This window comes from Streptomyces inhibens, from assembly GCF_003389455.1.
GTDB classification, from domain to species: domain Bacteria; phylum Actinomycetota; class Actinomycetes; order Streptomycetales; family Streptomycetaceae; genus Streptomyces; species Streptomyces inhibens.
The window spans coordinates 12534-27423 of the sequence record NZ_QUAC01000198.1 but is presented as its reverse complement, the minus strand read 5'-3'; the positions used below and the strand labels follow the sequence as shown (position 1 = coordinate 27423).

13 protein-coding genes are annotated in these 14890 nt (G+C 71.7%); 6 read left to right on the top strand and 7 right to left on the bottom strand.

The features are described 5' to 3' along the window. Positions 1-5 precede the first annotated feature (5 nt). The 3 genes from DY245_RS24510 to DY245_RS24500 form a co-directional block, all read right to left on the bottom strand. Positions 6-719, bottom strand: coding sequence for a GvpL/GvpF family gas vesicle protein (locus DY245_RS24510; protein WP_128509392.1), 714 nt, complete (start codon positions 717-719; stop codon positions 6-8). 3 nt (positions 720-722) lie between these two features. Beyond that, complete coding sequence (locus tag DY245_RS24505; protein WP_128509391.1) at positions 723-1187, bottom strand: gas vesicle structural protein GvpA; 465 nt, start codon at positions 1185-1187, stop codon at positions 723-725. Between the two features lie 89 nt (positions 1188-1276). Further along, positions 1277-1678, bottom strand: coding sequence for a gas vesicle protein GvpO (locus DY245_RS24500; RefSeq protein ID WP_128509390.1), 402 nt, complete (start codon positions 1676-1678; stop codon positions 1277-1279). A 198-nt stretch (positions 1679-1876) separates the two neighbouring features. Here DY245_RS24500 and DY245_RS24495 point away from each other — a divergent pair, with 198 nt between their 5' ends. Continuing rightward, on the top strand, positions 1877-3991 hold the full coding sequence (locus tag DY245_RS24495) for a SpoIIE family protein phosphatase (protein WP_128509389.1): 2115 nt from the start codon (positions 1877-1879) through the stop codon (positions 3989-3991). A gap of 14 nt (positions 3992-4005) precedes the next feature. Here the strand turns inward: DY245_RS24495 and DY245_RS24490 are convergent, their stop codons facing one another. Together DY245_RS24490 and DY245_RS24485 are read right to left on the bottom strand one after the other, a co-directional pair. After that, positions 4006-5637, bottom strand: coding sequence for a phytoene desaturase family protein (locus DY245_RS24490; protein WP_128509388.1), 1632 nt, complete (start codon positions 5635-5637; stop codon positions 4006-4008). 59 nt (positions 5638-5696) lie between these two features. Next, the gene (locus DY245_RS24485) at positions 5697-6152 is read right to left on the bottom strand and encodes an SRPBCC family protein (RefSeq protein ID WP_128509387.1); all 456 of its coding nucleotides are present in this window, start codon (positions 6150-6152) and stop codon (positions 5697-5699) included. A gap of 216 nt (positions 6153-6368) precedes the next feature. Between DY245_RS24485 and DY245_RS24480 the strand changes: the two genes are divergently transcribed. Further along, entirely contained in the window at positions 6369-8591 is a 2223-nt protein-coding gene (locus DY245_RS24480; protein ID WP_128509386.1) for a polyprenyl synthetase family protein, read from the top strand. Positions 8592-8663: 72 nt separating this feature from the next. Here DY245_RS24480 and DY245_RS48385 read toward each other — a convergent pair whose 3' ends face one another. Further along, positions 8664-8906 (bottom strand): sigma factor-like helix-turn-helix DNA-binding protein, encoded by a 243-nt coding sequence (locus tag DY245_RS48385; protein ID WP_425329438.1) that lies wholly within the window; start codon positions 8904-8906, stop codon positions 8664-8666. Between the two features lie 328 nt (positions 8907-9234). Between DY245_RS48385 and DY245_RS24470 the strand changes: the two genes are divergently transcribed. From DY245_RS24470 to DY245_RS24450, 4 genes are all read left to right on the top strand, one after another. Next, the gene (locus DY245_RS24470) at positions 9235-10257 is read left to right on the top strand and encodes an alcohol dehydrogenase (RefSeq protein ID WP_128509385.1); all 1023 of its coding nucleotides are present in this window, start codon (positions 9235-9237) and stop codon (positions 10255-10257) included. 168 nt (positions 10258-10425) lie between these two features. Next, positions 10426-12513, top strand: coding sequence for a SpoIIE family protein phosphatase (locus DY245_RS24465; protein WP_425329437.1), 2088 nt, complete (start codon positions 10426-10428; stop codon positions 12511-12513). Between the two features lie 123 nt (positions 12514-12636). Further along, a complete protein-coding gene (locus tag DY245_RS44000; protein ID WP_147318368.1) occupies positions 12637-12792 on the top strand; it encodes a DUF6131 family protein in 156 nt (51 codons plus the stop codon). Positions 12793-13527: 735 nt separating this feature from the next. Beyond that, positions 13528-13977, top strand: coding sequence for an NUDIX hydrolase (locus DY245_RS24450; protein ID WP_128509383.1), 450 nt, complete (start codon positions 13528-13530; stop codon positions 13975-13977). Positions 13978-14133: 156 nt separating this feature from the next. Here the strand turns inward: DY245_RS24450 and DY245_RS24445 are convergent, their stop codons facing one another. Beyond that, on the bottom strand, positions 14134-14562 hold the full coding sequence (locus DY245_RS24445; RefSeq protein ID WP_128509382.1) for a hypothetical protein: 429 nt from the start codon (positions 14560-14562) through the stop codon (positions 14134-14136). Positions 14563-14890 lie beyond the last annotated feature (328 nt).

Here is a 14890-nt window from a genome sequence, read left to right as displayed (position 1 = left end):
TCTCCCTAGACGAAGCTGTAGGCGGGCAGTGGCCCGCGCAGCCGCAGATCGAAGTCCTCGCCCAGCTCCTCGGCGAGCTCCTGCTCGGCGGCGCGGAGGCGCTTTTCGTCCTTCTGGTTCACCAGGAAGGACACGCTCACGAAGTCGTTGCCGGTCGGCCTCGACGCGCTCTCCTCACGGGCGAACTCGCGCAGTGCGTCGACGACCGCCGCGGCGAGCCGCTCCTGGCGCGCCTCTACTTCCTTCGCGACCAGTTCACCGAGCGCGAACGGCAGATCCGGGCTCGCATTGCCGCTTCTGATGTCCTCGTTGAGCCGACGCGCCTCGTCGGACTCCCTAAGGATCTGGCGCAGCATCGCGTCCTCGTCCTGAGCGCATTTCAGGTGGTATTCGGCGCAGCCCTTCAGCGCCTGCAACCGTTCGGTGAATTCGTCCGTACGCTCCTCCAGCACCTCGCGTACGGCGTCGTCGTTCGTGGTGGTGAAACCGAACTGCAGCGGCAGGACTGTGCCGTCGGCCATGAGCCGCTCCTGGACGGCCTGGTGGGCGCCGAGGTCCCGGCGTTTGGGCCGTAGCTCCTCGGGGGCGTCGCTGACGACCGCGGACAGTTTTTTCGCGTGCACCGTGCGAAGGGCGGTGGGCGGGTCCCCCACCCCGTCGAGACCGTCCAGCCGCTGGGGATGGTCGGTCGCGACGATGGAGTAGACGTATACGGCCATGGCTCATTCCTTCCGGCGCCGGACCGGGCGACGAGCCGGCCGCTCCCGCTTTTCCGCGTGCTCCTTGCGCCGCTCCGCGGGTTCCTTTTCTTCCTCGTCGTCCTCGCTTCCGCCCTTGAGAGCGTCGGTCACCGCCTCGGCGGCCCCGCTCAGCGCTCCCTTGGCCTTGCCGTGCGAGCCACCCTCGGTGACCTCGCCGACGATGTCGGTCAGTTGGGAGGGCGCCTTGCGCCCCTCCTCCAGGTCGAGGCGGTTGCACGCCTCGGCGAAGCGCAGGTAGGTGTCCACGCTGGCCACGACGATCCGGGCGTCGATCTTGAGGATCTCGATGCCGACCAACGAGACCCGTACGAAGACGTCGATGACCAGTCCGCGGTCCAGAATCAGATCGAGGATGTCGTAGAGGTTGCCGGAGCCTCCGCCGCCACCCTTGGCGACGGTTCCTCCGCTTTGCGGCACCACAGTCACGGTGCCTCCCTTCCTCGGCTCGCCCCTTCCTGCGCGGAGTGGCCGTGTAGTTCGCTCGGCGAACGGTTCTGCGGTGGCATCCGGAGCCTTCAGCTGCCCCGGTCGATCTGACTTCGGGTGTAGCGGCGGATGCGCTCGTATGCCACCAGTTCACCTTCCTTGTCCAGCACCACCCGGTAGGTCGCCATCACGCTGGTGGTCGACGGGACGCGTTCCAGCTCCAGGACTTCCACGTCCGCCTGCCAGCCGTCCTCCGTGGGTTTCACCGCGGAGACGGACTCGGGGGCCCGCCCCAGAAGCTGCTGGAGCTGCTCCGCCGCGTTCCGCATGGCCCGCGGCGCCGAAACTCGGCGGGCCACGCGCTCCGTCTCGCCCTCGCCCTTCCGGCTGTCGGCCCGAGCACTGCTGGTTGTCCTGGCGGTCTTTTTGGCGGTCTTCTTACCGGACGGACGCCGCACTCGCTCTGTCTCGTCCTCTTCGCCTGCGGCCATGTTCCCTCTCCGGAACGGAGACGACACGCTGCCCGCGCCACGTTCAAGAGGCGCCATTACATGATATACGTCCACAGCTCACCGCAACTCGGGGTATCTCGGGCACAGTGCGTACCCGAGTGCCGCACCACAGTGAGCGGCGTAACGTCGGCACTGTCCCGTGGGAACGTCATGACGACAGCTGTGTGAAGGTGCGAGATGAGCGACGGAGCCGGGTCCGACGCTGTGGACCGGGCGCTTCTTCGGGCGATGCGGGAGACCGGGGCATCCGCGGGCGGGCTCTATGTGCTGGCGGCCGACGAGCCGGTGCTGCAGCTGACCGTCATGAGCGGGGTCCCGGCGCCGTTCCTGGAGCCGTGGGGCCGGGTCGCGCTGGCGGCCCCGATTCCGGTCGCCGTCGCCACCCGCCAGCAGTGCCTGGTGTGGGCGGCCGGCCATCAGCAGATGACCCGTGACTTCCCCCGTACAGCGGTGGCCGTCCCGTACGACTTCGCGCTGGCCGCGGCTCCGATCAGCGACACGACCGGGCGCCGGGGCGCCTTGCTGCTGCTGTGGCCCGCCGGCCATCCGCCGCAGCTGTCGGCGGACGAGGCCGAGACGGTGCGGGCCGGCTGCCGGCGTCTGGCGGCGCTGCTGGCGAAGCGCCCCCTGCCTGACGGGGAGCCCGCCGAGGTGCCGCGCGTGCTGTCGCCGCCCCCGGTACGGGCCGTCGGCCAGGAGGAGGCGCTGGCGGCGGTCGACTACGTGGAGCGGCTGCCCGGCGGCTGCTGCGCGCTGGACCTGGACGGCCGCATCACCCTGGTCACGACCGGCGCGGAAGAACTGCTCGGCGAAAAGGACACCCGGCTGATCGGATCGCACCCCTGGGAAGTCCTGCCGTGGCTGCGCGACCCGGTCTTCGAGGACCGCTACCGCGCCGCGGTGATCAGCCGCCGGCCGACGTCCTTCACCGCCCTCCGGCCCCCGGAGCAGTGGCTCACCTTCCGCCTGTTCCCGGACGCCCGGGGCCTGAGCGTGTGGATCACCCCCTCGGGCGAGGATCACGACCCGGTGGCGTCCTACCCTGCGGAGTCCGTGCCCGTGCGGGCCGGGCAGATCTACCACGTTCTGCATCTGTCCGCGGCGCTCACCGAGGCCGTGGGCGTACAGGACGTCGTCGATCTGGTCGCCGATCAGATCGTGCCGGCCTTCGGCGCCCAAGGCATGCTCATGTACGCGGCGGAGGCGGGCCGGCTGCGCACCATCGGCCACCGCGGCTACCCCGCCGAAGCCATCGCCGCCTTCGAAGGTGTCGCCCTCAGCGCCGCCAACAGCCCGGCCGTACACGCCCTCGGCACCGGCGAGCCCAGCTTCTTCTCCTGCCCCGAAGAATTGGAACGCGACTACCCGGGGCTGCCGCATCTGACGGGCAAGGCCGCCCGGGCCGTGCTGCCGCTGATCGTGTCCGGCCGCCCGGTCGGCTGCTGCATCCTCGGGTACACCCGGCCCCGCACCTTCAGCGTGGAAGAACGCCAGGTCCTCACCTCGCTGGCGGGGCTGATCGCCCAGGCACTGGACCGTGCCCGGCTGTACGACACCAAGCAGCAACTCGCCCATGATCTGCAGGCCGGACTGCTGCCGCACAGCCTTCCCCCGGTACCCGGGTTCGCCGTCGCCGCGCGTTACCTGCCGTCGACCCGCGGTATGGACATCGGCGGCGACTTCTACGATCTGATCCGGCTCGGCGAGGACAGCGTCGCCGCCGTCATCGGTGACGTACAGGGGCACAACGCGGCGGCCGCCGCCCTGATGGGGCAGGCCCGCACCGCCGTGCACGCCCACGCCACCGCCGGCGCCTCACCGGCCGAGGTACTGGCCCGTACGAACCGGCTGCTGACCGATCTGGACCCGGATCTGTTCACCAGCTGCCTGTACGTCCATATCGATCTGCGTACCCGGCGGGCGTGCCTGGCCAGCGCCGGCCATCCACCGCCCCTCCTGCGCCACCCCGACGGGCACACCACGGTGCTGGACGTACCGCCCGGGCTGCTCCTGGGCATCGAGCCCGATGCCCAGTACGAGGCCACGGAGATCGCCCTGCCGCCGGAATCCGTGCTGGTCCTCTACACCGACGGCCTGGTCGAAGCCCCGGGCGTCGATCTGGACCGCGCGGTCGCCGACCTGGCCGGGCGCCTTGACGACGCCCCGCCACAGGGCCCCGACGGCCTCGCCGACACCCTTCTGCAGAACCGGCAGGGCGAGGCGGACCGGCAGGACGATGTGGCCCTGATGCTCCTGGCCGCCCGGCCGATCGCGCCGACGGCAGCTGCCTGAGCGCCGACGGCACCTCAACCCGCCCTCTCCTGGCGGGCGTTGACGAACGGGGCGGCCAGCGCGCGCTGCGCCCGGCTGAGGAGGCTGCCCGGCGCGCGCCTGCGCAGGGCCGCGCGGGCCGCGTTGGCTCCGGGGGCGCCATGTACTCCGCCGCCCGGGTGCGCGCCGGCGGATGCCAGATAGAGGCCCTCGACCGGGGTTTCCGGGCGGCCGAGGCCGGGCAGCGGGCGGAGGACCAGCTGCTGGTGGACGGCGATGGTGCCACCGTTGAGGGCGCCGCCGTGCAGATTGGCGTTCATCGCCTCCAGGGTGGGCGGGGCGAGGATCCGGCGCGCCCTGATCCGCGAGCGGAAGCCGGGAGCGAAGCGCTCGACCTGTGCCTCCACCCGGTTCGCCATCATTTCTTCTTCCCGTGGGTCCCAGGCTCCGCTGATCCCGTCCTCCCCCGCGTCCCCGCGGATCCCATGAGGTACATGGGTGTAGGCCCAGGCCGACTCGGTGCCGGCCGGGGAGCGGGTGGCATCCGCGGTGGTCATCTGGCCGAAGAGGACGAACGGCCGGTCCGGCACCCGCCCCATGGCGATCTGCGCGGCGAAGCGGGTGAGTTCGTCCATCCCGTCGGCCAGGTGCACGGTGCCTGCGGTGGCGGCGCCCTCCGCGGTCCACGGCACCGGGCCGTCGAGCGCCCAGTCCACCTTGAAGGTGGCGAAGTCCCATTGGAAGCGCCGCAGATCGGCCAGGAGCGGGCCGGGCAGATGCCGGGAGTCGACCAGCCGGCCGTACAGGGCCGGTACGGACACATCCGCCAGTACGGCGCGGCGGGCCGGCACGGTCTCGCCGATCGAGGTGCGTACCGCCACCGCGCGCCCGGAGCGCACAATGATGCCGACGACGCGCTCCCCGCAGCGCAGTACGCCACCGCTGCGCTGCAGCCGCCGCACGAGCGCCGCGGTGAGCGACTGGGCGCCGCCGGCCGGTACCGGAAAGCCGTAGGTCTGGCCGAGCATCGACATCAGCCACCCGAAGCCGCCGCTGCCCGCCGCCTCGGGGGCGAGGTCCGCGTGCAGGGCGTTGCCGGCCAGCAGGAGCCGGCCGGCTTCGCCACGGAACTCCTCATCTCCCAGGCGCCGTACGGGCAGCAGCATCGTGCGCGCCAGCCGCAGACCGCCCGCGCCGCGCAGCCGCGCGGCGAGCCGGGCCGTCGCGCGCAGCGGCGGGAACGGGGTGAACATGGCGTCGATGAGGTCGCTGCCGACGCGGTCCCAGACTCCGCACAGCGCCTGCCAGGCCGCACCGTCACCCGCGCCGAAGGTCTCCAGCCCGGCCGCCGTGTCGGCCGTATCGCGCTCCAGCAGCGCACAGCGGCCGTCGGTCAGCGGATGCGCCAGCACCCGTGGCGCATGGCTCCAGACCAGCCCCTGTTCGTGCAGGCGGAGGGCCGAGAGGACCGGTGAGGCGGCGGCCAGCGGGTAGAAGGAGCTGAACAGGTCGTTGACGTAGTCGGGGTGCACCCCGCGGTCGCTGCGGACCGCGCCGCCCGGCTCGTTCTGCTCTTCGAGCACCTCCACGGTCCATCCGGCGTCCGCCAACAGGTTGGCCGCGACAAGTCCGTTGGGCCCGGCACCGATCACCACTGCGTCCGGCATCGCTGTCTCCTGTTCACCGGGCCCGGCCGTGGCCGTCGGCACAGCCGGCGGGGCGGCGGTCAGGGGCCTGTGTGCGCGCCGTGCGGGGCGTTTTCGGCAACCGCCGCCAGCCTGCTGAGCATGCTGCGGTGACGCAGCTGCAGCAGGAATTCCAGGCCCGCGTTGTGCAGCCGCCCGGCGGGGCCGCGCAGCGGATGCTCGTCGACGATGACCAGCGAATCCTCGCCCCAGCTGCGCACCTCGATGGCGATCCGGACCGTGCCCAGTCGGCCGCTGTCGACTTCGAGTTCGAGTTCCCGTGGCGGGGAGCTGTGCCGTACGACGGTGTGGCCGGTGAGGTCCCAGGGACCCAGGCGCACCGTGTACTCGATCGCGGAGCCGACCTCCGGCCAGTTGTCGTCCACGGGTCGCGAGTGTGCGGTGCCGACCACCCAGTCCGCGTACCGGGAGCCGTCGGCGAGTACCGCCCACAGCGCCTCGGGAGAGCGCTTGATCAGCTGGTGCCGTACCGCCACAAGCCTTCCACCGCCTCACCGCACGTCGGCCTTGGCCTCCTCACCCAGCGTAGAGCGGGCCCGCGGGCCCGGCCTCCCGGGGCGTTTCCTTCTGTGGGCCGGATCGTTGAGGCAGCCGTGGCAGCTGCGGAGAGTGCAAACAACCAGGCCGGGGGCGGTGCCACGGAGCCTGGACCCGACCCCGGGGAGACGCGGTGGCGACTGGGGTGCCGGCTGATGACGGGGCCCGGGGACACGTACGTGGTCGCGGCGGACCTCGTCCGGCACCGCACCACGGCGGCGGACGGATCGCCGGGGTGGGGGCACGGCCTGGTCTGGTCGTTCATCGATGTGCGGCGGCGCTCCCATACGGCCGAGTCATGGGTGGACCGGAGCGCGGTCGACGCCTTCCGCGCGGCGGCGGCCGCCGGGGCGATGGATGCCCAGGTGCGGGCGGCGCTGCTGGAGGCCTTGGCGGCGGGCTTGCCGGTGGCACCGGACCGGCTGCTGCCGGATCCGGTACGGCTCGGCCCCGGCCCGTACGACATCGGCTTCGGCACGGCGGGCACGCTGCATGAGGAGGACGGCGGCGGCCGGTACGGGCTCACGCTGCGCGGCGAGCGCGCGCACTGCGACCTGGTCTTCTCCCCTGTACCGGCCCCGGCCTCCGCGGGGACGACCGGCGACGCAACATACGCGCCGCACTACGCCGTCGCCGGCCGGGTCGGCGCTCCGGGCACGGAGGGCACGGTCGACGTCTCGGGCGAGGGCTGGATCGAGACCGGCTCGGGCGAGGAATGGTGCAAGACCGGCTCGGGCGACGGCCGGTACCTGGCCGACCCGGGCGACGGCCGGTACCTGGCCGGCCCGGGCGGTGAGCCGCTGTCGGACGAACTCCCGGCCGGGACAAGGGACATCGGCTGGCAACGCCTCACCGTGCTGCTGGACGACGGCTGGCGGGTGACGGCCGAGAGCGTGGATCACGTCGACGTGCCCTCGCGTGCGGTGCTCGCCCATCAGGACCTGCTGACGGCATACGCCCCCGACGGCCGGGCGCTGCCGGCCGACGACGCGCACTGCCGCTCCGCCGCCCCCTGGACGTCCCTCGCAACCCTGACCACCTACCCCACCACCTGGACGGTCACCTCCGAGCAACTCCGGCTACGCCTTGACGTCACGGCGCACTTCCCCGGCCAGGAAGTGCGCACCATGCTCGCCGGCCACGGCTTTCTGTGTGCCGCGGCGCGGGTGTCCGGTACGCGGGCCGGCCGGGCGGTGACGGGCTGGGCCCTCGTGTCGGCCGTGCCCGCGCAACGGATCGGTGATCTGGAGGAGTATCTGGGCCGGCTGCACAGGGTGACCCGGCGTGAAGTCCGCCGCCTGTACCCCGACCGGCCGTCGTCCGCGACGACCAGGTCCCTGCTCGGCGGGACCGGCGCCTCGCTCGACGGCTTCACCGACACCGCCGTGCACCGGACCCTGGTACGCCCGGTCCGGCATCTGACCGACCCGGGCGGCCGCGGCTGGCGGACGTACGTCTGCTGCGCCGCCATCGAACTGGTGGGGGTCCGGGCCGATCCGTACACACCGCTGCTGGCCGCGGTCGAGGTGATCCACAGCGCCAATCTGGCCATCGACGACGTCCAGGACGGCTCGGTCCACCGCCGCGGTGTCTCCGCGGTGCACCGGGTCTTCGGGGTTCCGGCCACCGTCAACGCCGCCACGGCCGCCTACTTCGCCCTGGACCGGGTCATCGACGACCTGGTACCGGCGGACGACGGGCTGAAGCTCGCCGTCTGCCGGACGTATCTGGGCACGCTCCGCGCGGCGCACGGCGGCCAGGCCCTGGATCTGGCCGGCCACACCGAGGAGATGGATGCCGCGGTGGCCACGGGTGACCCGCGGCCGCTGCTGCGGCGGCTGCGGGCGGCGCACCGGTTCAAGACCGGGGTGCCGGCCCGTGGCTTCGCGGAGCTCGGCGCCCTTGTCGCACGGGCCGACGAGGCGCAACGCGCCGCCATCGGCGCCTACTTCGAGGCGGTCGGCACCGCGTACCAGATCTCCGACGACGTGCTCGACCTGCTGGGCGCCACCGCCCCGGCGCCCTCCGGCAGCAGCCGCAAACACACCGGTGAGGACCTGCGTTCCGGGACGGTGACCATGCCGCTCGCCCACTGCGTCGCGCTGCTCCCCGCCGACCGGGTGCGTCTGCTGTGGAAGGCCGTACGCGACGGCGGCGCCGATGCGGACACCGTGCACGGTGTGGCCACCGCCATCGCCCGGTCCGGTGCCGTCCAGGCCTGCCGACGGGAGGCGCGGGCACTGGTCGACGACGCCTGGCGCAAGCTCGCGCCGCTGCTGCCGGCTTCCCTGACCAAGGTCCTGGTCCGGGCGCTGGGAACGTACGCGGCCCTGCGCGAACCGGAGCCGCCCGCCGCGCCGGCGCCCCGCCCGAAGTGACCGGTCGGGGCGCTTCGATGCCTCCGGCAGCAGCGCGGACGATGTGATCCGGGAGCCCGGAACCAGAACCTGTTACGCCGCGACCATCTGTGGGACCCGCGCGGAGGTCTCGGCGGACCTCAGCCACTCGGTGAGGTCGGCACAGGCACGGGCCACCCGGGAGCGCACGGTGCCGACCGGACAGCCCACGACCGCCGCGGCGTCCGTGTACGGCAGTCCGACCAACTGTTCCGCACCCTCTTCTTGGACCCTGATCAGGGATTCTGCGGGGCCGTCGCCGCCCCGCACACTCCCCCGGAAGGGCGTCATGCCCATGCCGCCTCGACCTCTGATCCCCTGCCTCCAGGCTGAGGGCCGGCCGGATCATCCGCACCTCAGCCCTGCATGACGGAGAGAGCCGCTCGGCCGTGAGCCGGAGAAGCCAGCAATCACCGCCTGATCTCACCGCCGTCGTTCGTGGCTCAACTCCATTGATGTTTGGACAAGTTGACGGCCATCGCCGCTTTCCGTCGACCGACGTACCCGGCAGCGCCCTGGCCAGGGCATCCCCGCGCCAGGCGCCTGCTCCCTTCGGCGCGCACGATCGCGCCGGAGCTGGTCTGCTGGTAGGGGGCTTTCCTACCCGTACACCGGAGAGATCCAGATGAGCGTTTATCGAGTCGCGCAGGTCGACACCGCCGGCGGGCCGTTCGAGATCGTCGAGCGGGAGGTGCCGCAGCCGGGCCCGGGCCACGTACGGATCGCCGTGGACGCCTGCGGGATCTGCCACAGCGACGCCCTTTTCGTGAACGCCGCATTCCCCGGCGTGCGGTTTCCGCTGGTCCCCGGGCATGAGATCGCCGGGCGCATCGAGGAGGTCGGCGAGGGGACGTACAGCGGCTGGCAGGTGGGCGACCGGGTGGCGGTGGGCTGGTTCGGCGGCAGCTGCGGCCACTGCACGCCCTGCAGACAGGGTGACTTCATGGTGTGCGAGAACCTGAAGGTACCCGGATGGGCGTACGACGGCGGTTACGCCGAGTCGGTGATCGCACCGGCAGACGCGCTGGCCCGGATCCCCGACGCACTGGCGGCGCCCGATGCCGGGCCCCTGGCCTGCGCGGGCGTCACCACGTACAACGGGCTGCGGCGCAGCTCCGCCCGGCCGGGGGACCTGGTCGCCGTCCTCGGCATCGGTGGCCTCGGCCATCTGGGGGTGCAGTACGCGACCGCGATGGGCTTCGAGACCGTGGCCATCGCCCGCGGCGCCGGCAAGGCCGACTTCGCCAAGCAGCTCGGCGCGCACCACTACGTCGACAGCACGGTGGACACCCCCGTCGGGGACGCGCTGCAGTCCCTCGGCGGCGCCAAGGTCGTCCTGGCCACCGCCGCCAACTCCGAGGCCATCACCGCGACCGTGGACGGGCTGACCCACCGCGGCGAGCTGGTGGTCATCGGCGCGGACCCCGACCCGCTGGGGATCAGCCCGGCCCAGCTGCTGATGAGCGGCAAGATCGTCCGGGGCCATCCGTCCGGCACCGCGCAGGACGTGCAGGACACCATGGCGTTCAGCGCCCTGCACGGGATCCGCCCGATGACCGAGATCATGCCGCTGGACCAGGCCGGGGACGCGTACCAAAAGATGCTCTCCGGCACCGCCCGCTTCCGGATGGTGCTCACCAACCGCTGACGCAGCCACCTCACCTCTTCACCGCGGCCCGGCCCCGCCGGGACCGGGTGTGCGTTCGGTCGTTCCGGGGGGACCATGGATGCCGAAGCACTCACCAGACAGGGGGCAGGGCACGGACCGGAGCGAGGGGACAGCCCGCGTGGTCCGTCAAGCGGAAGGAGTGCCCGGGTGAGCGCAGCCGACGGGCGTCCGGCTGACGCGGATGAGCCCGAGGACAGGCCGCCGCAGCCGAGCGGGCTGATGGATCTCCTCGGTGTCGCCGCGGTGCTGCTGGACGCCGAGGGGCGGATCGTCCTGTGGAGCCCGCAGGCCGAGGACCTGTACGGCTACACCGCCCACGAGGCACTCGGACAGTACGCCGCGCCGCTGCTCGTCCACGAAGAGCACTGGGACCTGGTGATCAAGAAGTTCGCCGACGTCATGGAGACCGGCCAGAGCTGGGGCGGCTCATTCCCCGTCCGGCACAAGGACGGCACCGCGCGGCTGGTGGAACTGCGCAACATGCGGCTGCTTGACGACCGCGGCGACTTCTACGCCCTCGGGCTCGCCACCGACTCACCGACGCTGCGCGAGGTGGAGCGGGATGTCGCACTGTCCACCCGGCTGATCGCCCAGTCCCCCATCGGGGTGGCGATCCTCGACACCGATCTGCGGTACGTGGCCGTCAACCCCGCCCTGGAGCGGATGCACGGCATCCCCGCGAAGGACCACCTCGGCCGGCACTACCGCGAGATCATGACCTCCGCGAAGTTCGCGGTGCCCGAGGCCGCGATGCAGCAGGTCCTCGACACCGGGACTCCCCTGGTCGACCACTCCACGATCGTCGGCCGCACCCCCGCCGACCCGGGCCACAAGCACGCCTGGTCGATCTCGTTGTACCGGCTGGAGGACCCACAGGGGCGGGTTCTCGGGGTCGCCGACCTCGTGGTGGATGTCACCGACCGGTATCAGGCAGCCGTGGAGGCCGCCGAGGCCCGGCGGCGCCTGGCCCTGATCGCCGACGGCTCCGCCCGCATCGGCACCACCCTGGAGGTGGGGCAGACCGCCCGTGAGCTGGCCGAGGTGACCGTTCCCGAGCTCGCCGACGTGGTCACGGTCGATGTGCTCGACTCCGTACTGGACGAGCACCGCCCTGCCAGCGGAGACGGCCCCGCGGTCTTCCGCGCCCTCGCGGTGCGGGCCGCCTACCCCACCGAAGCCGTCCAGGCCGCCGATCCACCCGGCGAGATCGCGGCCTACGACACCGACCGCCTCGCCACCCAGTGTGTGCGCACCGGCCGTCCGATCCTGATCTCCCACGCGGACGACAGCGACCTGGCGCGCATCGCCCGCGACGACCACGCCGCCACTTTGCTGGCCCGCGCCGGGGTGCACTCCTACATGCTGGCCCCGCTCACCGCCCGCGGCCACATCCTCGGTTTCCTGGGGCTCAGCCGCGCCCGTAACCCTCTGCCCTTCGACGAGGACGACCTCGCCCTCGCCGGCGAGCTGGCCTCCCGCGCCGCCGTGTGCATCGACAACGCCCGCTCGCACCAGAGCATGCGCAACGCCGCCGAGACCCTGCAGCGCAGCCTGCTCCCCGACCACCCGCCCCACCTTCCCGGTCTGCAGATCGCCTCCCGGTACCGGCCCGCACTGGCCACGTACGAGATCGGCGGCGACTGGTACGACGTCCTCCCGCTCGGCGACGACAAGACCGCGCTCGTCGTGGGCGACGTCATGGGCAGCGGCATCGACGCCGCCGCCACCATGGGCCGCCTGCGCACCGCCACCAGCGCCTTCGCCGACCTCGATCTCGACCCCGCCCAGGTCCTCCAGCACCTCGACAAGATCACCTCAGGGCTGGAGCACTACATCGCCACCTGCGTGTACGCCGTCTACGATCCCCACCGCGCCGTATGCCATATCGCCACCGCCGGCCACCTCCCGCCGGCCCTCGTACGCCGCGGCAAGCGCCCCGAGCTCCTCGACCTGCCCACCGGCACCCCGCTCGGCGTCGGCGGCGTCCCCTTCGAGACCACCACGTTCGGCCTCGGCCCCGGCGACCAGCTGATCCTGTACACCGACGGCCTGGTCGAGACCCGCCACCACCCCATCGACGAGCGCCTCGAAACCCTCCGCCAGCTGCTCGACGCGCCCGACCGCTCCCTGGAAGAGACCTGCGACCGGCTCCTTCGCGAACTCCGGCGGCCCGACGACCCGGATGACGTCGCCCTGCTCATCGCCCGCACACAGCCCTTCCCCCCTGGCTCGTAGCCAGGTCCGGGGCCGGAAGCCGAGCAGGGCGGTCGAGGCCCCTGCCGTGACGGGCAGCAGTTGCCGCTGCAAGAGGCTGGGACCACAGTGAGAGGGAGTGTGTACACGAGATCGGAGAGACCCGTGATCGTTCTCGGCATCATCCTGCTGGTCATCGGCTTCCTGACCGGCATCGGCATCTTGTGGACCATCGGGATCGTGCTAGCCGTTCTCGGGGCGATCCTGTGGGTCCTCGGTTCACTGGGACACGCGGTCGGCGGGCGAAAGCACTACTGGTAGCGCCACCCCGCTTCAGCCACCACGGCCTCCGGCGCCACCCGCAGCGGGCGGCGCCGGAAGTGTCCGCGGGCGAAGGAGGTCGCCTGCGCGCCGGCGGTGTGGATACCAGACAGCCATCGGTGTGGGCGCGTACGACATAGGCGGTGGGCAGGGACGCGTACGACATAGGCGGTGGGCAGGGAGATGGACAACTCTGCCCGGCCCGCGCCGAAGAGCGCGGCGGTGATCCGCTGTTGCTCGGCGTCCGGCGACGGACTCTGCCCGGGGCGGGGTGAGGCCCTGGCGGGTGAGGCAGGCGTGGGTGAGGCCCTGGGCGGCGGCCTTGATCACCTCGTCCGGGGCGGGGCACCGGGGCCGTGCAGCCGATCAGGAGACAGCCGGTCAGGAGCAGGGCCACGGACAGCAGCCCAGCGGCCCGCGTACGAAGGCGCATCTGCGAATCAGCCCGGCTCGCACCGCATGGTGGTGTCGCTCACGCCGTCGAACCTCGCCGCCCAGGCAGTCCAGTTGTTGTAGTAGTCATCCGGGCGGATGGCGCGGCCCGGGCAACGGGCACGGCCTGGGCAACGGCCAGGACGGTGGCGAGGCGGCGGAGGCGGTGACGAGTCGACGCACGCCGATCACGGCGACGCCTTCGGAGACGACGGATTTCACGGCCGCGGCATCGCTCATCCCGCCGTCATGAATGTGCCGTTCGCTGCGATGGTGCGCTGATGACCATTACTCTCGCCAGGCATGAGCGACGACATTGCGGGCCGCGGACCGGTCCGCGACGCATCCGTGGTGGTGGCCCGCGACGCTGACGGTCTGGTGGCCCTGCTGAGCACCGACTTCCCCTGCCACGGCGGCGAGTTCCTGTTCCTGCCCGGCGGACGGAAGGAAGACGGTGAGACAGCGGAAGAATGCGCACGCCGCGAGCTGCGCGAAGAGGCCGGCATCAGCGCTGAGACGTGGAGGTCGCTCGGCGCGTATGCCATGACTCTTGGCGCGACCGCGCGGGTGCACCTCTTCGAGGCCCGACAACTGACCTGTGGACCCCAGGAACTCACCCCCACCGAGGAGGACTTCAAGCTCTCCTGGTGGGCCATGGATGACGCCATCAATGCAGCGTCAGACGGCCGATTCCTCCTCACCGCCGGCCCCTTGGCCCTCCTCCTCGCACAGAGGTCGGGGCAGCTACAGTGAGCTGCCGTCCTCGGTCCCTGAGGACTCCTCTACCGACGGCAGCACAAGGGCCCTCGCCCATGCACCTTCCCGTATCGGTCTGTCGAGTTCAGAAGCTTGCCCGGGTGCCGGCGAAGGCAGATGGCTCAGCGTGGCGGCGCTCATCTTCCCAGCGCCTTACACGGACGCTATCCGGGGATAGCACCACATTGGGAGCACGGGGCGGATGCAATGCACGGCCCACGCGCTCGCCTGATCCACTTCCTCGGCGGCGATGAAGACCGTCCCGACCGCCTGCCCGATGCCACGGAACTGGCCCGAGAGGACAGGCTCCTCGTCGCGGCCGAAGACATGACTGCAAGAGTGGATGGCGTGGGCCTCCAGCGGCGCTTTGGCGGTCTGTGGCAGGCCAGTCATGCGCTGGTGGTGATCCCCCTTGTGCTCATCGCGGTGATCACGATCGTCGACATCAATGTCCCCGCCGACGTCCATCTGGGCCCGCTGCTGGTCGTCGCGCCTGCGATCACCGCCTCCTTCGCCGGCCCCCGGCTCACGGGGCTGATCGGGCTCCTGGCCGTCATGGCCCAGGCGTACCTCAGACTGCACTTCGGCGTGCTGTTCACGGAGCGCAACGTGACGGTGCAGGTACTCGCCCTCGCAGTGCTCTCGGCGGCGATCGTGTTGTTCTGCGTCGTGCGCGAGCGGCGCCGGCAGGAGTTGGCCAAGGTGCGGTCGGTGGCCGAAGCGGCACAGAAGGGACCGTTGCGGCCACTCCCCCACCGGATCGGCCCGCTACCAGGCCGTCTCCACCTGGCCACGATCCCCATGAGGCCAGCAACTGACCAACGAGACGGAACCTCGGTGTCTGCGACCGACGATCACCCCGATCCGATCGGCCAGCCTCTGACACTCGCTCTTTCCACATCACGTGACC